The following is a 23,036-nucleotide window of genomic DNA, read 5'->3' as shown; positions in this document are numbered from 1 at the left end:
TACCGTGCGCGGGCGGCTGGCGGAGGACATCGACGTCGTCCTGGCTAAGGATCCGGCGGCGAGATCCAGAGCGGAAGTCCTGCTCTATCCGCACCTGCACGCCATCTGGCTGCACCGCATAGGGCACTGGCTGTACCGGCACGGCCACCGGCTGCTCGCTCGGGCGGTCGGGCAATTCGGTAGGTTCGTCTCCGGCGGCATCGAGATCCATCCTGGGGCGCGCGTAGGACGCCGGCTGTTCATCGACCACGGCTGCGGGGTCGTCATCGGTGAGACCGCGGTCGTCGGCGACGACGTCATGCTCTACCACGGCGTGACCCTCGGCTCGGTCGGCTGGGCGGCGGACCGGTCGGCAGGCAGCGGCACCCGGCGCCATCCCACCGTCGGCAACAACGTCGTGCTCGGCGCGCGTGCCAGCGTGCTCGGCCCGGTGAGCATCGGCGACGGAGCACGGGTCGGGGCGCACGCCGTCGTGCTGACCGATCTGCCCGCGCAGACCACTGTCCCGGCCGGCGCCGTGGTCCGCCGCCGGCACACCACTGCCGCCTACCTCCCTGTTGCGTCGACCGAAGGGTTGCCTGACATGTCCCGTACGAGCGGACAGGTCCTCATCACCTGCGCGCCACCGAACCCGAACGGCGACCTGCACCTAGGCCACCTCAGCGGACCGTTCCTCGGCGCCGACGTGCTCCGCCGCTACCTGTGCGCCCGAGGCGTCACCGCGCACTACGTGAGCTACACCGACGACGAGTCGTGCTACGTGCCCCGCCGGGCCACGGAGTTGGGCACTGGAGCGAAGCAGACGGCGCACCGGTTCACCCGGCGCATCGAGCAGACCCTGGCGCTGGCCGACATGCTGCCCGATTACTATGCCCACCCGCACCGGGAACCGCGCCACGCCGAGACGGTGCAGGCGCACTTCCTGCGGCTCTACCAGGCCGGCCTGATCGAAGAGCGGGTCATGGCGACGCCGTACTGCGAACCCTGCCAGCGCTACCTCTACGAGGCCGATCTGCGCGGGCAGTGCCGGTTCTGCGGGCTGGCCTGCGACGGAACGTATTGCGAGGACTGCGGATTCCCGCAGGACCCCCAGGGCATCCGCAACGCCCGTTGCATCCGCTGCTCGGCGACCCCGGTCAGCCGGCCCTCGTCGCGACTCGTGCTCGTGCTGTCCCGCCACGCCGACGCACTGCGCGGCCTCTACCAGAAGCGGTCCTGGTCGCCGCGGATTGAAAAGCTCTGCGAAGAACTGCTCGAGCTCGGCCTGCCGGACACCCCGATCAGCCGGATCTACGACTACGGCGTCGCGGTCCCGCTCGCCGGTTGGGAAGGCCATGTCCTGGACACCTGGTACAGCGGGATCTACGGCTACATGGCGGCCACCGAAGGGCTCGGCGTCGCCCTGGGCGATCCCGGCCTCGCGCGGAGCATGTGGCACGATCCGGAGACCACGCTGGTTCACTTCATCGGCTTTGACTGCGGGTTCTCCCACGCCGTGCTGTGGCCCGCACTCCTGGAGGCCGAGAACGGGCTCGATGGCAGCGATCTGGTCCAGCCCCGCCACATCATCAGCAACGAGTTCTACCATCTGGAGGGCGAGAAGTTCTCCACCAGCCGGGGCCACGCGATCTGGGGCTCGGACTTCCTGCGGTCCAATCCCGCGGACGCCCTTCGCTTCCACCTCTGCCGCACCAATCCGGAGCGCGAACCCACCAACTTCTTCCGCGCCGAGTACGAGCAGTGCTACACCCGCTTCCTCAGCGACCAACTCGAGGGCTGGGCGGCGACGCTCTTCGACGGTGTCCGCGCCGGTGGTGGCAGCATTCCCGAGTCCACACCGCAGCAGTGGCCCGGCGCGGTGCGCGAGCTGATCGAACGGCTGCCCGGCCGGGTCGCCGACGCCCTGGAACCCGCGACGTTCTCGTTGCGGCGGGCGGCGCAGGAAATCGAGAGCGCCGTCGCCGTGGCGAGCAGCGATCTGGCGCGGTCGCACGGTGACATGGCACCCGAGCAACTCGCCGCGCACACCGAACTGCTGGCGGTGCTCGCGGCAGTTGCGGCACCGCTCATTCCAACCTGGTCGGCACGAGTCTGGTCGCAGCTTCAGCCGAGCCGGACGGCAAGCGCACCGCCGTGGCCCGAGCCCGGGCAGCGGCTGCTCCCGGCCGGCACCGCCCTGACCGCCGCGTACCAGCCAATCTTCGCCGGCCGCTGATCGATGGGCACTGGGCTCACGCCGATGCCGGTGTTGCGGCTGGCCGCGGCGGTGGTCGGGGTCGCCGGGCTGTTCCTGCCGGCGACGCTGCGGCCAGCGGGCCCGGCCGCGCTGATCGCGTGGTGCTACCACGGTGCCGCCGGTCTGCTGCTGCTGTTCGCGCTGCGCCCGCTGGCGAGCGCGAGCAGCGGCGGTGTCGCGGCCGTCGCCGGTATGGTCTTCGGCGCGCCGGTGGAACGCGCACTGCGCTGGTGCTACATCGTCGGCGTCACCGCCGGCCAAGCCGTGGTCGCCACGGTGGGCGGGCACCTGGTGGCGACGGCCGCGTCGGCGCCCTGGGTCCAGTTGCCGGCGACGCTGGTGATCCTGGCCGGCGCCGCCATCGCCACGGCCGGCGGCTGGCGGGCGCCGGCATGGGTGTCGCCGGCCAGCTTCGCCGCGGTCATCGCCTGCGTCCTGGCCGGATCGACCGTTTCGTTCAGCGCCGCCGGCGCGGCGGCGCTCGGCTGGCCGCAGCTGGCGGTGATCGCCGTGTTCGCCGTCGTCGGTTGGGAGAGCGTGCTGCGCCTGGCGGCGCCCCCGGTGTGGGCCGTGGTCGCGGCCGCCGGCGCCGTCGCCGTCATCTACCTGAGCGCGGCCACGCTGCTGTACGGCGGTGCCCTCGGCCCGGCTGGCCGACCGCTCACGGCGCTGGCGGCGATCGTCTGCGCCGTCGCCTGCCAGCGCAATGTCGCCATGGTCGCCGATCTCACCGTTGCCGACCGCGTCGGCGTGGACGTGACCGCGACCGGTCGGGGCCGCACCCTCGCTGTCGTCGCCGCCAGCGTCTGCGCGCTCGTCGCGGCCGGCGGCGCGGTGCTGATCCATCAGGAGCGGATCTCCGTCTTCTCGGTCCTGTCCGTTCCCGGCGCCATGGGGCTCGCGGTGTTCGTCACCGCGGCACTCGTCGGGGCCTACGCCGGGCGGGGATGGGCACGCGCCTGTGCCCTGCTGGCGGCGTCCGCCTACCTCACACTCCTACCATTCGCCGGCTACCCAGCCTGGCTGGCTGTGGTCCTGTTCGTCATCGCGTTCGCGGCATCCGGAGGTCGCCATGCCCTTGTTCTCCCAAGGTTCCTTCGACGCCTTCCGCGCCGTAGCGAGCGGTCCGGCTAGCACCCACTTCGGTGCGACCGGCGAACGCAGCTTTGCCGCGCTGCGCGAACTCACCCGCCAGGTGCAGCCGGTGCCGGTCACCTTCGTCCGCTCCGCCACGCCGGTGCGGCTCGAACTGGCCGCGCTGAACCTGCCGGCCAGCAGCCATGGCATGCTTCGCCGGGTGCTGGACCCGGCCGCGCGGATTCACGTCCTGGCCTGGTGCTGGGATCTCAGCGGGCGCGCGCCGGCGGTGTCGCCGAGCGTGGACAGTGCCGACCCGAAGCTGTGGCGACTTGATCTCACCGACGAGCGCCGCAGCCTCGGAGACGACCTGGTGCTGTGGCCGGACCAGCCGGTCGTGGCCGGCCTGTGCGTGCGAATCATCGTCTGGGAGGGCGAGCACGCCCACGTACCGGAGGAGATCAGCGAGGCGATGCGGCACTCCCGTCTCACGGCCGTCCTCACTGGCCTGCCGGACGCGGCCCGCACCACCATCACATCCGCGATCATGGCCAGGGAGGCCGCCGCCGGCCTCGGCGCGGAAATCGCTCCGGTGCTGCGCGCGCTCTGCCCCGACTACGTCGACCTGTTCGAGGGCTTCTTCCCGGCCAGCAGCACTCCGTCGGGCGCGGAGGAGATCAGCCATCACGGCGATGATGCCGAGCTACTCGTCCGCATCAGTGGTTGAGGGGGATTCATGCAACTGCAACCGCTATCCCTGGCCCAGTACGAGGCCTGGCTCGGCCACCACTTCGCCCCCGTGGCGTGGTCCGGCACCGTCACCAGCGTGCGGCGCCTGCGCGCCGCGCTCGATCCGGTAGCACTGCGAGCGGCGCTGGCCGCCTTCGTCGAGCGGCACGACCGCTTCCGCAGCCGGTTCGTGTCCACTTCGGATGACGTACGGCGCGAGGTCATGCCCGCGTCCGCGGTGCCTCTCACGGTCGACGACCTGACCGCCCTTCCCGCCGCCGAGCGCGAGGACGCGATGGTCCGTGCCATCGACAATGAACGACACACGTCGTTCGACCTCGAGTCAGGCGCGCTGCTGCGGGCCCGGCTGATCCGGTGCGCGTCAGACGAGTACATCCTGTGCCTGGCCACCCACCGGATCTGCCTCGACCCGCACTCCGCCGACCTCGCCGGCGACGAACTGCTCGACCTCGCCGCCGGCGGGCCGGGCCGAGGCGAACCCGCGCCGGCAGCGCCGATCACCGATGCCGGGCTGGCCTTCTGGTCACGGGCCGCGGCCGGCGTGGCGAGACTGGAGTTGCCCACCGACCGGACCCGGCCCGACCAGCCGTCCGGCGCTGCCGGGCGGACCAGCCGGCGCCTCGGCTCGCGCGCCACCGAGCACGTGCTCACCGCCGCCCTCGTTGTCCTGTCCCGCCACGGCAGCCAGCCCGATGTGACCGTCGGCTACCGCCACGACGCGGCGGAACCGCACACCCTGCCGCACCCGGCGGCCGGGTCGCTGTTGCGACTCCAGCTGGGCGACAACCCGACGTTCACCGAAGCCGTCAACCGAGTCACGGCGGCCTGCCGCGCGGCCACGGAGCATCCACTGCCGACGCTGGACGCATTGCGCCGAGCGTTGCCGAGCCTGCCGCAACCGCCGGCGCGGGTCGCTGTCACCACCGTCGCGGCCGAACAGCCGGCCAGGCCGTGGCCGGGCCGGATTGCCGAGACCGTCGGGCGGGGGCACCCGGTGGCGGGCGCCGAACTCGAGCTGATCCTCGAGGCGGCGGGCGAGGACACCGTTGTGTCCGCGCTGTTTGACGCCGACGTCTTCGACACCGGCCGCATCGAACGTCTGCTGGGGCACATCGATGTGCTCGCCGCCGCCGCGGCCGGATCCCCCACCGCGGCCGTGTCCGAGTTGGCGATGCTCACCGACGACGAACAGACGCAACTGATGGCCGTCTGGCAGGGGCCGGCCGTGGACTATCCGCGGGAGCCGGTGCACGTGCAGATCCGCGAGCACGCCCGACGCCGGCCGGATGCCATCGCACTGCGCTGCGACGACGTCACGGTGACCTACGGCGAGCTGGACCGCCGGGCGCAGGCGCTGGCCCGGCGGCTTCGCCGGCTCGGCGTCGGCCGCGACGACATCGTCGCGCTCCTGCTCGATCCCGGCATTGACGCGGTCGTCGCGATGCTCGGCGTCCTGCGGGCCGGTGGCGCCTTCGCCGTGCTCGACCCGCAGCACCCGACCCGGCGGCTCGAGTTCATCCTGGCCGACACCGCCGCGCGTGCCGTGATCACGCACGCGGCCCTGGCGGATCGGCTGCCGGCATCGACCGGCTGGGCCACGCTGACGATGGACACCGAATCGCCGGATCTTGAGGCGGCCAGCACGACAGATCTTCAGCTCGCCGAACTCGCCGACGAGCATGCGCTGGCCTATGTGCTCTTCACCTCCGGCTCCACCGGGCAGCCGAAGGGTGCGCTGATCGAACACGGATCGCTGTCCAACTTCGTCCTCTGGCCGCGCTGGCTGTTCGACCTCGGGCCGGGCGACCGGATGTTGCAGCACATGACTCTCGTCTTCGACTTCGCCGAGGGAGAGATCTTCACCGCGCTCACCAGCGGTGCCACGTTGGTCATCGCGCCGCCCCGGACCCGGTCGTCGCCGGCCGAGCTGGGTGCGCTCATCGCTCGCGAGGGCATCACCTGTGTGTTCGGCCCGCCGGCCATCCTGAACACGGTGGATGCCAGCGCCTGCCCGCAGCTGCGCTACGTGGTCGTGGGCGGCGACGTGTGCACACCCGAGCTCGTCAATCACTGGAACACACCCGGCCGGCGGTTCATCAACGGCTACGGGCCCACCGAGGCGACTGTCGGCTGCACCGCATACGAGTGCGAACACCGGACCTGGACCGCGCAACCACCGATCGGCCGGCCGATGCCCAACCGCCTCACCTACATCCTCGACCCGGCCGGCCGGCCATGTCCGGCAGGCGTGCCGGGCGAGCTGTTCATCGGTGGGGCCGGCCTGGCCCGCGGCTACCTCAACCGGCCAGGACTCACCGCCGAGCGGTTCGTCCCCGACCCGTGGCACTCGGGGCAACGGCTGTACCGCTCTGGTGACCTGTGCGAATGGACGCCGACCGGCCAGATCCGATTCCTCGGCCGCATCGACACCCAGGTCAAACTGAACGGCCTTCGGGTTGAGCTGGAGGAGATCGAGGCCGCCGTCGCGAGCCATTCCGACGTGAGTCAGGCGGCGGTCACCCTTGTCGACCCGCCGACCGGGCCTCGGCGCCTGGTCGCCCATGTCGTGCTGGCGGCGGGAACCGTCGATGTCGCCGCGCTGCGCGCACATGTGGCCGGTATCGTCCCGGGCAACCTGGTTCCGGCGCACTTCACCCCGATCGACGCGCTGCCGCTGACCGCGGTGGGCAAGATCGACCGCGCGGCGCTGCGGGCGCTGCTGCGCGGCGCCCAGACGGCCGAGGAGTTCCGGGCCCCGAGTACGCCCGTGCAGGCGTTGCTCGCGACCATCGTGGCGGAGTTGCTCGCGGCCCACCGGGCGCACCAGATGCCGGTCGGCATCGACGACGACCTGATCGATGCCGGCTTGCGGTCACTGGATGTCGTGCTCCTCGCCCAGCGCGTCAGCGCGTCGATCGGTGTGGTGCTGCACCCGCGGGAGGTGCTCGCCGCGCGCACCATCGCCGCCATCGGCGAGTTGCTCTCCGGCGCGCGCCCGGCGCCGGCGGGAACGACCGGACCGGCACCCGGCGGCACGCCGGACGCGGCGCCGGTGGACCCGCTGGCACTGCTTGAGCGCATCGAGCAGATGGACGACGCCGAGATCGCGCGGGTCATGTGGTGACGGTCGGTATCCCGCCTGATCGCCTGCGCCTGCTGCGGCAGTTGCGCCAGTCGGCCGCGCCAGTGTCGCCCGTTGCCGCCGATACCACTGTGGTGGTCAAGCCCGACGGCGGCCAGCCGCCGTTGTTTCTCGTGCCGGCCGTCTCCGGCTCGCCGTACGCCTACCTCGGCCTGCGCACCCTGCTGCCGGCCGATCAGCCCGCGGTGAGCTTCGAGGGTCCGGGACTGTCCGGCTCGGCACCACCATCGGGCAGTGTCGAGCAACTCGCGGCGCATTACCTCACCGCGATCCGGCGGCGCTGGCCACACGGGCCGTATCTGCTGGCGGGTTGGTCCTTCGGCGGCACGGTCGCGTTCGAGATGGCGCATCAGCTCACGGCGGCGGGTGCCCGCGTAGTGTTGCTCGCCCTCGTCGATGGCGCCGTTCCAGGAACCTTCGCCAGCCCCGACGAGGACGAGGTCGCGGCGGCCTTCACGCGCGACCTGGCCGGCTACGGCATCACCGCCGACGCCCTCGAACCGGATGTGCGGCAGCGGCGCTACGCGGTATTCCGGGCCAACATGCGCGCCTACCGGGCCTACCGGGCCCGAGTGTGGTCTGGGCCGGCGGTGCTCATCCGCGGCGCCACCTCGACCGAGCCGACGGCCGGGTGGCACGAGTGGTGCCGCGGTCCGGTTGTGGAGCGTGTCGTGCCCGGCGATCACTACTCGATGTGGGAGCCGGCCAGTGTAGGCGCTGTAGCGGACGCGTTGAGCGCGGCCGCCCGCACCGCCCTGGCCGGCGAATGACGGTCAGGGCGGTGCCGATGGGCAACGATCGATTCGCGGGCGCGAGCCTGCCCAGTCTGTCCGCGAGCGAGGCGACCCGGCTCGCGGTTCGGGCCCAGGGCTTCGCCGGCCTCACCGACGCGACGTCAATGTTGGATGCGGTCGGTGCGGTGCAGCTCGACACGATCGCGGTGCTCGCTCGCTCCCACGAGCTTGTCGGGTACGCCCGGCTCGGTCCGGTCGGGCGGGCCAGCGTCGAGCACGCCTACTGGCGCACCGGGCGGGCCGGCGCGTTCGAGTATCCGGCACACGCGGCCTGCCTGCTCCCCGCCGCCGCGTGGCCGTACTTCGCGTTCCGCCGGCGCGAGAAGCTGGCGAAGACCAGCGCGCAGTTGCAGGCCGACCCGGTACTGGCCGAGGTCCGCGCCCGGCTGGCCGATGGACCGGTGACCGTGACCGATCTCGGCGGGGCGAAAGGTGGACCCGGCTGGTTCAATCCATCGCGGGTCAAGGTGCTGGCCGAGTGGCTGTGGGGGACCGGGGAGGCGGTCTGCACGCAGCGGCAGGGCTTCAAGCGTGTCTACGACCTGCCGCACCGCGTCCTGCCCGGGCAGGTGCTGCGGGCCGATCCGGACGACGACGCGTGCCATGACTATCTGGTTCACGCCGCCGTCCGGGCGATGGGGGTGGCGACCCGGCATGACATCGCCGACTATTACTGGCTGCGCCTGCGGGCGGTCGATCGCGCGCTGCAGCGCAGCGACCTGGTCGCGGTGCGGGTCGAGGGCTGGGACGACGTCGCCTGGACGCAGGCCGCCTCGCTTGAGCAAGCGGCACCGCCATGCCCGCGCACCACGCTGCTGTCGCCGTTCGACTCGCTGATCTGGACCCGCGACCGGATGCGGCGGCTGTTCGGCGTCGTCGTCCTCCTCGAGGCCTACCGTCCGAAGCATGAGCGCGTCAACGGGTACTTCGCGATGCCGGTGCTGTCCGGGGAACGCATCATCGGTCGGGTGGACCCCGCGCGGGAGGGCAACACATTGGTGCTGCACCAGGTAGCCCTCGAGCCGCCGGCGGGCGCGCAGCAAGTGGGCCGGCTCGCCGAGGCCGTTCAAGAGGCGGCGCAGTGGGTGGGGTGCACCGCCGTCGCGGTGGGGCGCGCCGAGCCGGCTCAACTGGCCCGCCAGCTGACCCGCGCCCTCGGCTAGAGACATGCCGATCACCTTGCGGGTAGCGGCATTCCCACCACAACCGTCTTCGCCGCAGTCGCCCTGCGTCATCCCTTCACTACCGCGACCGCCAACCGGCCCGGATCCTTAAGCCAGTTATAACGACAGGCCTCGTTTCCTTAAGGCCATTATAAAGACATCTATCGTTCCGGCGCCCGCGTCGCTAGACTCACGCCTCGTTGATCATCTTCACAGGAGGAACGCCATGCCAGTGGGCTCTTCGATAACGAACCCGACCCCGCTCGGTCTGACTTAGCCGCCCCGAACGAAGGAGACGGATCGATTAGGGTCGCAGGCCAGAGGCTATGCAGAACAACGTTAACCGCTCCGTGCGCCCAGTCCGGGTCGTAGTCTGCGAGAGCGAACCCCTGGTCCGGGAGGGCCTCAAGTCCAGCCTTCGCGAGGCGAACGTCGAAGTCGTCGGCGAAGTCGAAACGAGCAGCCAGCTGATGCATGAGTCCGTCCGGCACGAGTTCGACGTCGTGCTCATGGGCGTGGCTCAGCCCTTTCCCGAGCGTACTGACCTGGCCGCCATGGCCAGCCGCCTGCGATGTCAGTTCGTCGTCATGTTGCGTGCCTCGGACCAGGAGGCCTTCATTCCCTTTGTCCAGTCCGGCATTCGCGGCTTCGTCGCGAGCCAGACCGCGCCGGCCGATGTGTCGCACGCCGTCCGATCGGTCGCCCGCAACGAGGCGTACCTCTCGCCGGTGCTGGCGCGCCAGTTGCTCGACTGGCTCGCCGACCGGCTCAGCCAGCCGACCCGCCAGCCCGACGTGCCGACCGCCAAGCTCAGTGAGCGCGAGCAGGAAGTGCTCGCCCTGCTCGGCGTCGGCGCCTCCAACGCGGAGATCTCGCGCAAGCTGCGCATCCAGGAGACGACCGTGCGCAGCCACGTCTATCACATCCTCACCAAGCTCAATCTTCGTAGCCGCACGGAGGCCGTCCTGTACGGGTTCCAGACCGGACTTCGCCAGGCCGGGGAAAATGGGCTTCGCCAGGCCGGATAGGAGGCACGCATGAAGGCCAGCACCGCAGAGGTTCCATTGCGTCGACTACTCACCCACGGCGGCTACTGGCGTTGGTCGCTCGCGACCCAGCTCATCCGGCTGCCGGCGTTCATGGCACCGATGGCGTACGTGCTGGCCAGCGTCCACCTGATGGGCGGCCCCGGTTTAGGAGCGATCGTCCTCGCCGTCATGCTGGTCGTCGGCGAGCTCTCGGCGCCGTTCGCCGGGCGCGTGATCGACCGCTTGGGCGTGGCCCGCTGGGCCCCGCGTTCACTGCTGCTCAGCGCTTTCGGAAGGCTGGTGCTCGCCGGCCTGTTCGCGCTGCAGTCGCCGACTTGGCTGCTGGTTGTCGTCGTCACCGTGTTCTCGTGCGTCGGTTCCGGCGCCGGCGGGATCGTGCGGGTCATGCTCGGCCGCACGGTGCCCGAGGAGATGCTGCCAAAGGCACTCGCGATCGACTCCTCGATGGTGGAGTTGGTCATCGTCGCCGCCCCCTTCCTCGTTACGGTCGCCGCATTCGGCGGGGGTCTGGCCCCGGTCATCCTGATGTCGGTGTTCTCCGCGGTGGGCGCGATCCTGCTGTGGGACCGTCGTGCGGGCCGGTCGGCGGCGGTAGCGCAGCCGCCCGAGCCGGCGGGACAGCGGCCGGAGGGGTCGCCGGCGGCGATACCCGAGGCGGCGACGCCCGACCTGGAGACGGCGCGGCCGGTCGGCGCGCAGCGGCGGCGCTCGCTGTGGCGCAACCGCGAGTACGTGTTCTGGGTGCTGGTGGCGATCGCGTTCGGCCACCTGCTCGGGACGGCCGAAACCGGCGCGCTGCCGCTGGCGCTGCACCTGGGCGCCAACAACGCCGTGGCGGCCGTTCTGATCGCCGTGCTCGCCGGCGCAAGCGCCGTCTCCGGAATCGCCTACGCGGTGTGGAGCAACAGGATCCGGCTGAGCAACAACGTGCAGGCGGTCGGGCTGATCGTGCTGATGGTGGGCAGCTGCGCGCTGATCGCGTTCGGGCCCGGCTGGCCGGCGATCGTGGCTGGCTTCTTCCTGCTGGGTGTGTGGACCGCGCCGATCAACACGGTGCGCTCGTACGCGGCTGGCCTGGTCATCCCGAAGGATCGCCAGGTTGAGGGATTCGCATTGATTGACACCGCCAACGGCATCGGCTTCGCCCTGGCGGCGCTGTTGCTCGCGGTGCTTCCGGTTGAGGGCATGCTCGCCGCGGGAAGCCTGACCGGCGTGCTGGCCATCTTGCTCGCACCGGTCCTGCTGGGTTCGGAGGCCGCGTTCGCCCCGGTGCGGCGGTGGTTGCGCCGCTCGCCGGAAGGCCCGTCGCAGCAGCGAAACCAGCCGCCGGTCGGCGCCGAGACCAGCGCCGAGACCAGCGCCGACGAGCGCGGCGTGGATGCGCCGATCCGTGATGTGTTGACGGTGGCTCAACAAACGGAATGATTCGATGCGGTAGCGTCCTACCTACAATCGAGGCCGTGACCGCTGACTCCGCATCCACCGCCTCCGCGCAGCGACTCGAGCTTCTCCGTCGCCTTCGCGGAGGCGGTGGCCGTTCGGGGCCGGTCATCCCTCGGCGGGCCGAAGGTGCCTCCGCGCCGGCAAGCTCGTTGCAGCAGGGGTTGTGGTTCATCGACGTGGCGACAGGGCCGACCGCCGCCTACAACCTGCCCGCCGCCCTGCGACTGCGCGGCGCGCTCGACGTGGCCGCGTTGCGCGATTCGCTCACCGCGCTGGTCGCCCGCCATGAGTCGTTGCGTACCACGATCCGCGAGGTCGACGGCGTCGTGACCCAGCTCGTCGGCCCCGCCCGGCGCGTCGGCCTGGACGTGCTCGACCTGACCGCGCCGCCCGGAGCCGACCGCGAGGCGGAGCTGGCGCAGACACTGCGCCGGATCGCCCGGGAACCGTTCGATCTCGCGACCGGCCCGCTGCTCCGGGCGGCGCTGGTGCGGGTGGCGACCGACGACCACGTCCTCATCCTCACCGTGCACCACATCGTTGCCGACGGCTGGTCGATCGGCGTGGTGCTGCGCGAGCTCGCGGAGTTCTACCGCGCCGGTGTGCAGGCGAGCCCGCCCCGACTCGCCGAGCTCGACATCCAGTACGGCGACTACGCCGCGTGGCAGCAGCAACGATTCGGCACCCCGGAGTACGAGCGGGATCTGCGGTTCTGGCTGGCCCGGCTGGACGGGGCGCCGTCCTACCTGAACCTCGCCACCGACCATCCGCGGCCGGCGGAGCAGTCCTTCGACGGCGCCGAGGTCCGTTTCCGCTTCGACGACGACGTGGTCGCCGCCATCCGGGACGCGTCCCGGGAGCAGCGGACCACGACGTTCATGACAGTGCTCGCGGCGTTCCAGGTCGTGCTGGCGCGCTACTGCCGCCAAGAGGACATCGTGGTGGGAACACCAGTGGCAGGGCGGACGCAGCGGCAGAGCGAGCCGGTGGTCGGCATGTTCCTCAACACTGTGGTGTTGCGGGCAGACCTGTCCGACGATCCCACCTTCTGCGAGCATCTGGTGCGGGTGCGCACGACCGTGCTCGACGCCCTGGCACACCAGGAGTTGCCGCTGCACCACCTGGTTCAGCGGCTACGGCCGGATCGCGGCGCCGGCCACACCCCGTATCTGCAGGTGATGGTCGACGTGGCCAGCACCGACGACCTGGTGGTCGCGATGCCAGGGCTGCGGGTGACGGTCGAGCGGGTCGACGCGGGCGAGGCGAAGTTCGACCTCATGCTCGACATCGACGACTCCGCCGGCCAGATCCGGGCCACCCTGGGCTACCGCACCGACCTGTTCGAACCCGCCACGATCGAGCGGCTGGCGCGCCACCTGCAACGGGTCCTACGCCTCGGCCTGGGCGATCCGTCAGCGCGTATTTCGTCGATCGGCCTGGCCGACGCGGCGGAACGCGAACGCGTCCTCGCCCCCAATTCCCCGGCCCCCGTCCACGATGGACAGTGCGTGCACGACCTGATCGCCGCCCGAGCGGCCCAAGCTCCGGACGCCGTGGCGGTGCGCTATGAGGGTCAGCAGCTGCGGATGCGTGAGCTGATGCGGCGGGCCAACCAACTGGCGCGGTACCTGCGCTCGCGAGGTGTCGGGCCGGAGACGGCGGTCGGGCTGTGCCTGCCCCGCTCGCCGGAGCAGGTGATCGCGCTGGTCGGCATTCTCTGCGCCGGAGGCGCGGTGGTGGCATTGGATCCAGAACACCCACCGCAGAGGGTCGCCGCGCTGGCCCGCGACGCGCGATTGAGTCTGGTGGTCACCAGCGGGGATGCCCAACCGGCCGATCTTGACGACGGCGGGCAGATCGAGCTCGTCCGGCTCGATCTGGACGCGGCCCGGATCGCCGCCGCCTCCGAGGCGCCGGTGAACGCCGCGACGGTCCCGGCGAACCTCGCGTACCTGCTGTTCACTTCCGGCTCGACCGGCCACCCGAAGGCCGCGATGAACACCCATCGCGGCATCGTCGCGCACCTGAACTGGGTCCAGGAGACATACCGGCTTGACGGGTCGGATCGCGTCCTGGCCCGCACACCGCCGAGCTTCGACGACTGGGTCCGCGAGCTGCTGTGGCCGCTGATCGCGGGAGCCTGCGTCGTGCTCGCACCGCCGGACAGCCATCGCGACCCGGCGGCGCTGATGCGCCACATCGATGCCGAGGGCGTGACGGTGCTGCATGTGGTCCCGTCGTTGCTGGAGGGATTCGTCGAGCAGCCGGCGGCGCTGGGGCGCTGCGCGTCACTGCGGCTGGTGATGACCGGCGGTGAGGCGCTCACCGAGCCACTGCAGCGCGCCTACCGGGACCGCTTCGACGCGCCGCTGGTCAACCACTACGGTCCGACCGAGACCGCCATCGACGTCACGCGATGGGAGTGCGCCCCGGGCGACGGCGTGCCGATCGGCCGGCCGGCGACCGGCAGCCGCGTCTACGTCCTCGACGCAAGCGGCCATCTCCAGCCGATGGGCCTGTCCGGCGAGCTCTACATCGGCGGCGCGCAGGTGGGCCGGGGATATCTCGGCCGGCCCGGCCTCACCGCCGCGGCGTTCGTGCCGGATCCGTTCACGCCGACCGCCGGTGCCCGCATGTACCGCACCGGCGATGTCGCGCGCTGGCGCGCCGACGGCGTGCTCGAGTACCTCGGTCGAGAGGACGACCAGCTCAAGGTGCGCGGCCACCGCGTCGAACCGGCGGAGGTGCAGCGGGCGTTGCTCGCGCACCCCGCAATCCGTGAGGCCGCGGTGATCGTGCGCGAGGACCGGCCTGGCGACCGCCAACTCGTCGCGTACTGCGTGCCGGTCGGCGATGAGCCGGATTGGCCGGCTGTGCGTGGCCGGCTCGCCACGGTCCTGCCGCACTATCTGGTGCCGGGCGCCTTCGTGGCGCTTCCACAGCTGCCCCGCACCACGGCCGGCAAGCTCGACCGGCGCGCGCTGCCGGCCCCCGGCCCGGCAGCGCCCCGAGCCGGCGTTGTCGCGGCGCGCACCCCGACCGAGGCGGCGGTCGTGCAGGCCTGGCGAGCGGTGTTCGACCGGGACCTGATCGATGTCCGGGACGACTTCTTCGACCTCGGCGGGCACTCACTGCTCGCGGTGCGCGTCGTGGCCCGGCTCCGGGAGGCACTCAAGGTCGATGTGCCGGTGAACACGCTGTTCGTCGCGACCACAGTGGAGCAGCTGGCCGCGCAGCTCGACCGGTTGCTGGAGCGGCCGAGCAGCGGCGGGGCCACGCCGATCCAGCGTATTGACCGAGACCGCTACCGGACGCGGTCGCACCGGCCCGATGAGACACCACACGAGCACGCCGCGCTGACCTAGCGATGGGGGCCTACATGTCAGTCGATCAACAGAACGAGACCGACCTCGTCGTGGTGCCGGCGTCGTATGCGCAGCAACGGCTGTGGTTCCTCGACCAGCTGGTTCCCAACGGATACTTCTACAACCTCCCGCTGGCGATGTGGCTGCGGGGCGAGCTCGACCACGCGGCGCTGCGCTGGGCACTCGGCGAGATCGTGGCACGGCACGAGGCGCTGCGCACCACGTTCGCCGCCGGCGAGCCGGAGCCGCAGCAGGCCGTCGCACCGCCGGGCACGGTGGACGTCCCGGTCATCGACCTGACGGACCGGCCGGAGCATGCCCGTGCGGCCGCCGTGCGCGACCTGCTCAACGAGCAGCAGCGCCAGCCGTTCGACCTCACCACCGGGCCACTGCTGCGTGCCTGCCTGCTGCGGGTCGACGAACGCACTCATGTGTTCTCGGCGGTGTTTCACCACATCGTGGCGGACGGGTGGTCCATCGGGGTCTTTCTGCGCGAGCTGGAGACGCTGTACGCCGCCCGGCTGCGCGGCAGGGCCGTACCCCTGCCCGAGCTGATGATCCAGTACCTCGACTACTCGCTCTGGCAGCGTGAACCAGACCAGGCACAGCGCCATCGGTCCCAGCTGGAGTACTGGCGCCAGCAGCTGGCGGACGCACCGCAGGTGCTGGACCTGCCGACCGACCGGGCCCGGCCGTGGGCTCGCGACGTCGCCGGGGCGAGCGAGATCCGTCGGCTGCCTGACGACCTGGCCGACGCCATCGGGGCACTGGCGCGCGCCGAGCGGGTCAGCGAGTTCATGCTCCTGCTCGCGGCGTTCGACGTGCTGCTGTTCCAGCACACCGGGCAGAGCGACCTGTGCATCGGCACGCCGGTCGCCGGCCGGGTGCGCCCGGAGCTCGAGCCCCTGATCGGGCTTTTCGCCAACACGCTCGTGCTGCGCACCGACATGTCGCGGGCCACCAGCTTCCACTCGTTGCTGGCCCAGGTGCGCGATACCTGCCTCGTCGGCTACGAGCACCAGGACGTCCCGTTCGAGCACGTCGTCGACGCGGTGGGGGTGGAGCGCACGATCAGTCACTCGCCACTGTTCCAGGTCATGTTCGTCGTGCAGAACGCGCCCGGTGAGGACGGCGCCAGCCTGCCCGGGCTGGACGTCGAGATCATCGAGCCCGAGCTCACGGTCGCGAAGTTCGACCTCACCGTGATGGCCTGGCGCGGCGCGGACGGCATGACGATGTCCTGGGAGTACAGCACCGATCTGTTCGACCGGCAAACGATCCACCGCTTCATGGACAGCATGGAACTGCTGCTGCGCGAGATCGTCGAAGACCCGCGGCGCGACATTCACGAGCTGAGCGGCGTGACCGCGCCGCAGCTGCGGCGGCTGGTGTATGACTGGGGCGCTGCCGGCACACCGGCCGCGCCCGTGCCGGCGGCGTTGCCCGTGCAGTTCGAGGAGCAAGCGGCCCGCACCCCCGACGCGGTCGCGGTGCGCTGCGGCCCGGACACGATGACGTACCGGGAACTCAACCTGCGGGCCAACCGGTTGGCGCACCTGCTGATCGAGTCCGGCGTCGGGCCGGAGAGCCAGGTCGGCCTCGCGGTCACCCGCTCCACCCGGCAGATCGCCGCCATCCTGGGCATCCTCAAGGCGGGCGGCGCCTACCTGCCGATCGACGTCACGCTGCCCCAGGCCCGGATCGCGACCATCCTTGCCGAGGCCAGGCCCGCCGTGATGCTGCTCAGCGGTGACGTCGCGGCCGCGGTGCCCGATCACCCCGACGTTATGCGGCTGTGCCTGGACGAAGAACCGGCCCGGGCTCGGGTGCTCGCCGCGCCCAGCCACAACCCGTCCGAGTCCGAGCGGCGCGGCGAACTCACCTCGCAGAGTCCGGTCTACTCGCTGTTCACCTCCGGGTCGACCGGCACGCCGAAGGGTGTGTTGATGTGCGCGGGGGCGGTGTCGCGGGTCTTGCAATGGCAGGCGCAGGCCATGCCGGCGGCGCCAGGGCGGCGGGTGGCCCAGTTCACGTCCCTCACCTTCGACGTGTCGGTCCAGGAGATCCTCGGCACCCTGCTGTCCGGACAGTGTCTGTCGATTGTGGACGAGGAGACCCGGCGCGACCCGTTCGCGTTCGCGCGGTGGCTGGAGCACGAGCGCGTCAACGTGCTCTTCGCTCCGAACCTTGTCATCGAGTCGGTACTCGCGGCCGCGAGCCAGCAAGGCCTTTCGCTGCCGGACCTCACGGACATCGCGCAGGCCGGGGAACAGCTGGTGATCAGCGAGGAGTTCGCCCGATTCTTCCAGCGCGACCCGCGCCGGCGGCTGCACAACCACTACGGCCCGACCGAGACCGGCGTGGTGACGTCGTACCCCCTACGCGAGGACCGCGCCGCCTGGCCGGTGCACCCGCCGATCGGCCGCCCCGTCGGCGGATCGCGGGTGTACGTGCTGGACGCCGCGCTGCGCGCCGTGCCGCAGGGCGCCCGCGGCGAACTGTACCTGGCCGGCGACTGCCTGGCCCGCGGTTACCTCAACCGCGGCGGCCTGACCGCGGACCGCTTTCTGCCCGATCCGTTCGGGCCGGCCGGCTCGCGCATGTACCGCTCCGGCGACGTCGTGCGGTGGAGCAACGACGGACAGCTGGAGTACCTCGGCCGGGCCGACCACCAGGTCAAGATCCGCGGCTACCGGATCGAGCTGGAGGAGATCGAGGCCGGCCTCATCCGCCACCCACAGGTGCGCGAGGCCGCCGTCGTGGTACGCGACGACGTCGACGGTGACCGCCGACTCGTGGCATACCTCGTGGCGTCGGGCACGACCGCGCCGACCGCGTCCCAGCTGCGCACCTACCTCGGCGATATCGTCCCGTCGTACATGGTGCCGGCACACTACGTCACGATCGAGGCTTTGCCGCTGACCCGCAACGGCAAGCTCGATCGGGCCGCGCTACCGGCGCCGGTGCTGCACCGCGAGGTGGACGAGGCCTACGTCGCACCGCGCACCCCCGAAGAGGAACTGATCAGCGGCGTGTGGGCACAGGTGCTGGGGCTGGCCCGGGTCGGCGTCCATGACAACTTCTTCGAGCTCGGTGGCCACTCGCTGCTCGCGACCCGAGTGACCGCCCGGCTGCGCCAGGCGGCCGGCCGCGCACTTCCACTGTGGACGATATTCCAGTCGCCGACGGTTGCGACGCTGGCCGAGCATCTGGCTCAGGCACCTGCCGGCGACCCGGCCGACGGTGTCATCGAGGAGCCGGTGCTCGCCCAACCACGGCCGGCGCACGGGCCGGCGGTGTTCCCGGCCGCGTACTCCCAGCAACGACTGTGGTTTCTGGAGCAGATCGCGCCGCAGACGGCCGCGTACCACATCCCCGCGGTGGAGCGGCTGCGCGGGCCGCTCGACGTGGCGGCGCTACGCCGGGCATTCGAGGAACTGGTGCGCCGGCATGAATCGCTGCGCACCGGCTTCGACGACTCCGGCGGCGAGCTGATGCAGATCATCGCGCCGGCGAAGCCCTTCGAACTCCCGGTCGACGAGGTGCCGGGCGCGCCGCGGGAGTCGGCCGTCCCCGCGATGATCGATACCGAGACGCGTCGCCCGTTCGACCTGCGCACCGGTCCGCTGCTGCGCGCGCGCCTGCTGCGCCTCGCGCCGCAGGATCACGTGCTCGTGATGACGGTGCACCACATCGCCTTTGACGGCTGGTCGACGTCGATCCTGTTCAGCGAACTCGCCGCGCTCTATCACGGGTTCGTGCACGAGCGCCCCTCCGGTCTGCCCGAACTCGCGATCCAGTTCGCCGACTACGCCGTCTGGCAGCGCGGCCGGCATCAGGGCGGCGGCTATGAGCGCCAGCTCGACTACTGGAAGAACCGGCTCGCCGGCGCGCCGCCAACCATCGCCCTGCCCACCGACCGGACCCGAGTCGGGGAGCGGTCCATGCGCGGCGCGGTCGAGCAGCACCGGTTGCCCGCTGGGACCTGGAGCGCCGTGGAGCGGGTCGCCACGGCTGCCGGCGCGACGCCGTTCATGGTGCTGCTGGCCAGCTTCCAGGCCCTCTTGTCGCGCTACAGCGGGCAGAGCGACGTCTGCGTCGGCTCGCCAGTGGCCGGTCGCGTCCGACCCGAACTCGAGCCGATCATCGGCTTCTTCGTCAACACGTTGGTGTTGCGGGGCGACCTCGACGGTGACCCGACCTTCGCTGAGCTGCTCGCCCGCACCCGGGTGCGCGCGCTGGAGGCATTCGAGGCTCAGGACGTGCCGTTCGAGCATCTGGTCGAGGTGCTGCGGCCGGACCGCGACCTGACCACGACACCGCTGTTCGGGGTCCTGCTGGCGGTGCACAACGCCCCCGGCGGCCAGTTCGCGTTGCACGGTCTCACCGCTGAGGCGTCCGAGGTGACCGTGGTCAACGCCAAGTTCGACCTCTCGCTGCACATCTGGCCGGACGATGATGCCGCGGTCGTGCTGCTGGAGTACAGCACCGACGTCTTCGAACGCGCCACGGTCCAGCGGCTCGCTTACCACTTCGGCTCGCTCCTCGACGACGCGCTCGCCGATCCGGGGCGGCGCCTGTCCGCACTCAGCCTGGCCCGCGACGACGACGAGCTGCCCTGCCTGCCGGCGCGGGTCGTGCACCGGGTGCCGCAAGTCCTGCCGGACCTCGTCGACGCCCATGCCCGCCGGCGGCCCGACGCCGTCGCAGTGCGTGCCGGTGCCCAGCAGCTGCGCTACGGCGAACTCGTGGCACGAGCCAACCAGCTGGCCTGGCACCTGATCGAGGCGGGAGCCGGGGTGGAGACGCCGGTCGCGATTTGCCTGGACCGCGGCATCGAGCAGATCGTGGCGATCCTCGCCACGTTGAAAGCCGGGGCGGCGTACCTGCCGCTGGACCCCGACGCCCCACCGGAGCGGCTGCGGCTGATCACGGCCGATGCCGGTGCGGCCATCGCGCTGACGACGACGGTGCTGGCCGGGCGGGTCGCGGGCACCACCCGCATCGTCGACATCACCGCCGAGGCCGCGGAAATCGAGGCGCGTCCCCGTCATGCCCCACCCGCCGAGGCGGCCCCGGACAACCTCGCGTACGTGATCTACACCTCGGGTTCGTCGGGGCGGCCCAAAGGCGTGGCGGTCAGCCACCGCCACGTCGTGCGGCTGCTGCAGGCGAGCGCGGCCGACTTCGACTTCGGGCCGGACGACGTGTGGACGATGTTTCATTCCTACGCCTTCGACTTCTCGGTCTGGGAGTTCTGGGGGGCACTCGCGTTCGGCGGCACCCTGGTCGTGGTCGAATCGGCCGTCGCCCGCGCGCCGCACGAGTTCGCCCAGCTGCTGGTACGTGAGAGGGTCACCGTCGTCAACCAGACGCCGTCGGCATTGCGGGAGCTGACCGCCTCCGCGCTGGAGGTCGCCGACCGGCTCGCGGTGCGCCTGGTCGTGCTGGGCGGTGAGGCGCTCGCACCGGTCCAGTTGCGTGAGTGGTTCGACCACTTCGGCCGGCGCGGTCCCCGGTTCGTCAACATGTACGGGATCACCGAGACGACCGTGCACACCACGATCCGGCCGCTCACCCCGGCCGATGTGACCGCGCTGCGCAGCCCGATCGGCCGGCCGCTCGACGACGTCAGCGTCTATGTGCTCGACGCGGCGATGCGACCGGTCCCTGTCGGCGTGCCGGGCGAGCTCTATGTCGGTGGCGGAGGTGTGGCCCGCGGATATCACGGCGCACCCGGGCTGACGGCGCAGCGGTTCGTCCCAGACCCGTTCGCCGCCGACGGCTCGCGGCTGTACCGCAGCGGCGACCGGTGCCGCTGGACACCCACCGGGGAGCTCGAGTATCTGGGCCGAGCCGACGATCAGCTGAAGATTCGCGGTTTCCGGATCGAGCCGGGCGAGATCGAGACGGTCCTGGCCGACCATCCCGCGGTGCGGGCGAGCGTGGTGCTCTCGCGCGACTTCGGCGACGGCGATCAGCGGCTGGTCGCCTACGTGCAGACCGACGACGCCGACGCGATCACGTCCCTGCGCGCCCACGCGGCCGGCCGGCTGCCGTCGTACATGGTCCCCGCCGCATTCGTCGCGGTGCGGACCTGGCCGCTGACGGTCAACGGCAAGCTCGACCGGGACCGGCTTCCCGAGCCGGACGGCGCCCGGCCGCTGGTGGGCGCGGCCTACACGGCACCCCTGCCGGGCCTGGAGAGCTCGATCGCCGAGATCTTCGGCCGCGTGCTGCGGATCGACCGGGTCGGGCGCCACGACAACTTCTTCGACCTCGGCGGCCACTCGTTCCTGGCGCTGCAGGCGATGCGCCGCCTGGAGCAGGAGGCGGGCGTCGCCGTCGGGGCCTGGTCGATCTTCCGGACGCCGACCGTGGCCGGGCTCGCGAAACTGGTCGGCGAGGCTGAACAGGCACGCGGTGTGCTCGTCCCGCTGCGGGCGAGGCAGGGCGGGCGGGTCCTCGTACTCGTCCATCCGGTCGGCGGAAACGTGCTGTGCTACGCCGGGCTCATCGAGCGCATCGACCACAGGCACGGCGTCGACGGGCTGGTGGCGCCCGGCCTGGACGGTCGCGCCGCGCCCCTGACCGAGCTGGCGGCGATGGCGAACCGGTATGCCGACGCGGTGCTCGCCGCCTACCCCGACCCCGCCGGTATCGTCCTGGGTGGCTGGTCGATGGGTGGGCTGGTCGCCTTCGAAATGGCCCGGGTCATCCGCGACCGCACCGGCGCGCGGGTGCCGATCGTCGCGTTCGACAGCTACGCACCGCACTGGCACCGCGGCGGCGCGCTCGACGACGCGTCGCTGGTCGCCGACTTCGCCGCCGACTGGGGCCGGGCCCGCGGCGTTGACCTCGCGGTCGACGCGAGCGAGCTCGCCCCGCTCATGCCGAGGCAGCGGCTCGACCTGGTGTGGTCGCGGGCGGTGGCCGCGTCGTTGGTCAGCGCCGAGGACGACCCGGCGACGCTCGCGGCGCTGGTCGATGTCTTTACCGCGCACGCGCGCGCGATCAACGGTTACCGGCCGCCGCGCGACTACGACGGCGACATCACGCTCGTCTGGGCAACCGAGGACCAACCAGACGGAGCCGATCCCACCCGGGGCTGGACCGAGTGGACCAGCGGGACGGTGCGCACGCATGCCGCCCGGACCGACCACTACGGCCTGCTGCGCGAGCCTGGCGTTGACGGACTTGCCGCCGTCACCGCGACCGTACTGGCACCCGGCCATGAGTGAGCACCCTTCCACGCCGGCGGACGGCGCACCGCTGGCCGGGCGAGTGGCCCTGGTGACCGGGGCCGCGACGGGTATCGGCGCGCAGAGCGCACTCGCCCTCGCCCGCGCCGGAGCCGCGGTCGCGGTGAACCACTTCGGCCAGCCGGCGGAGGCCAGCCGGGTGGTGGCGCTGGCGCAGGAGTATGGCGTCCGGGCGATCGCGGTCGAGGCGGACGTGCGCGACGCGGCCGCCGTCGCCGGCATGGCCGAGGAGGTACTGCGCACGCTCGGCCCGATCGACATCCTGATCAACAACGCCGGGGTCATCTCCCGCGCGCGCTGTACGGAGCTCGCCGAGGACGAGTGGGACCGGGTGGTCGACACCAACCTCAAGGGCGTCTACCTGTGCTGCAAGTACGTGGTGCCGCAGATGGCTTTCCGCTCATGGGGGCGGATCGTCAACATCTCCTCTGAGCTCGCGTTCACCGGCGAGGCCCGGCTGATCCACTACTGCGCGGCCAAGGGCGGCGTGCTCGCGCTGACCCGCGCGCTGGCGCGGGAACTGATCGGTGATGGCATCACCGTCAACGCGGTGGCGCCCGGGATGACCGAGACGCCGATGCTGATGGCCAATCCGGTGACCTACAACGACGAGACCCGCGGGCGGATCCCGGCCGGGCGCTGGGCGTCACCGGCGGAGATCGCTCAGACCGTGCTGTTCCTCGTCTCCGCCGCGGGGGACTACTACGTGGGCGCGACGCTCAGCCCCAACGGCGGCGTGGTCATGTGACGCGCGT

11 protein-coding genes are annotated in these 23,036 nt (G+C 71.4%); all 11 read left to right on the top strand.

Annotation, left to right across the window (positions count from 1 at the left end; all coding sequences use genetic code 11):
* The first annotated feature begins 4 nt into the window (after positions 1 to 4).
* Complete coding sequence (gene epsC, locus AB0367_RS32535; RefSeq protein ID WP_366230314.1) at positions 5 to 2,215, top strand: serine O-acetyltransferase EpsC; 2,211 nt, start codon at positions 5 to 7, stop codon at positions 2,213 to 2,215.
* 24 nt (positions 2,216 to 2,239) lie between these two features.
* The gene (locus AB0367_RS32530) at positions 2,240 to 3,370 is read left to right on the top strand and encodes a hypothetical protein (protein ID WP_366230313.1); all 1,131 of its coding nucleotides are present in this window, start codon (positions 2,240 to 2,242) and stop codon (positions 3,368 to 3,370) included.
* Positions 3,309 to 4,040 carry a hypothetical protein gene (locus tag AB0367_RS32525; RefSeq protein ID WP_366230312.1) on the top strand — a complete coding sequence of 244 codons (732 nt, stop codon included), beginning with the start codon at positions 3,309 to 3,311 and terminating at the stop codon, positions 4,038 to 4,040. The genes AB0367_RS32530 and AB0367_RS32525 overlap by 62 nt, the downstream gene beginning before the upstream one ends.
* Before the next feature lie 9 nt (positions 4,041 to 4,049).
* Positions 4,050 to 7,187, top strand: coding sequence for an amino acid adenylation domain-containing protein (locus tag AB0367_RS32520; protein WP_366230311.1), 3,138 nt, complete (start codon positions 4,050 to 4,052; stop codon positions 7,185 to 7,187).
* Entirely contained in the window at positions 7,184 to 7,975 is a 792-nt protein-coding gene (locus AB0367_RS32515; protein WP_366230310.1) for a thioesterase domain-containing protein, read from the top strand. The genes AB0367_RS32520 and AB0367_RS32515 overlap by 4 nt, the downstream gene beginning before the upstream one ends.
* 17 nt (positions 7,976 to 7,992) lie before the next feature.
* Positions 7,993 to 9,162, top strand: a complete 1,170-nt coding sequence (locus tag AB0367_RS32510) for a crosslink repair DNA glycosylase YcaQ family protein (protein WP_366230309.1) — start codon at positions 7,993 to 7,995, stop codon at positions 9,160 to 9,162.
* A 326-nt stretch (positions 9,163 to 9,488) separates the two neighbouring features.
* On the top strand, positions 9,489 to 10,190 hold the full coding sequence (locus AB0367_RS32505) for a response regulator transcription factor (RefSeq protein WP_366230308.1): 702 nt from the start codon (positions 9,489 to 9,491) through the stop codon (positions 10,188 to 10,190).
* A 9-nt stretch (positions 10,191 to 10,199) separates the two neighbouring features.
* A complete protein-coding gene (locus tag AB0367_RS32500) occupies positions 10,200 to 11,636 on the top strand; it encodes an MFS transporter (protein ID WP_366230307.1) in 1,437 nt (478 codons plus the stop codon).
* The gene (locus AB0367_RS32495; RefSeq protein WP_366230306.1) at positions 11,633 to 15,019 is read left to right on the top strand and encodes an amino acid adenylation domain-containing protein; all 3,387 of its coding nucleotides are present in this window, start codon (positions 11,633 to 11,635) and stop codon (positions 15,017 to 15,019) included. Before AB0367_RS32500 ends, AB0367_RS32495 begins: the two co-directional genes overlap by 4 nt.
* A 14-nt stretch (positions 15,020 to 15,033) precedes the next feature.
* Positions 15,034 to 22,260: an amino acid adenylation domain-containing protein gene (locus AB0367_RS32490; protein ID WP_366230305.1), complete on the top strand. Its 7,227-nt coding sequence runs from the start codon at positions 15,034 to 15,036 to the stop codon at positions 22,258 to 22,260.
* Positions 22,253 to 23,029, top strand: a complete 777-nt coding sequence (locus AB0367_RS32485) for an SDR family oxidoreductase (RefSeq protein ID WP_366230304.1) — start codon at positions 22,253 to 22,255, stop codon at positions 23,027 to 23,029. The genes AB0367_RS32490 and AB0367_RS32485 overlap by 8 nt, the downstream gene beginning before the upstream one ends.
* Positions 23,030 to 23,036 lie beyond the last annotated feature (7 nt).

Source organism: Dactylosporangium sp. NPDC051484, from assembly GCF_040689395.1.
In the GTDB taxonomy this organism is placed as follows: Bacteria; Actinomycetota; Actinomycetes; order Mycobacteriales; family Micromonosporaceae; genus Dactylosporangium.
This window is presented reverse-complemented; position numbering and strand designations above follow the sequence as displayed.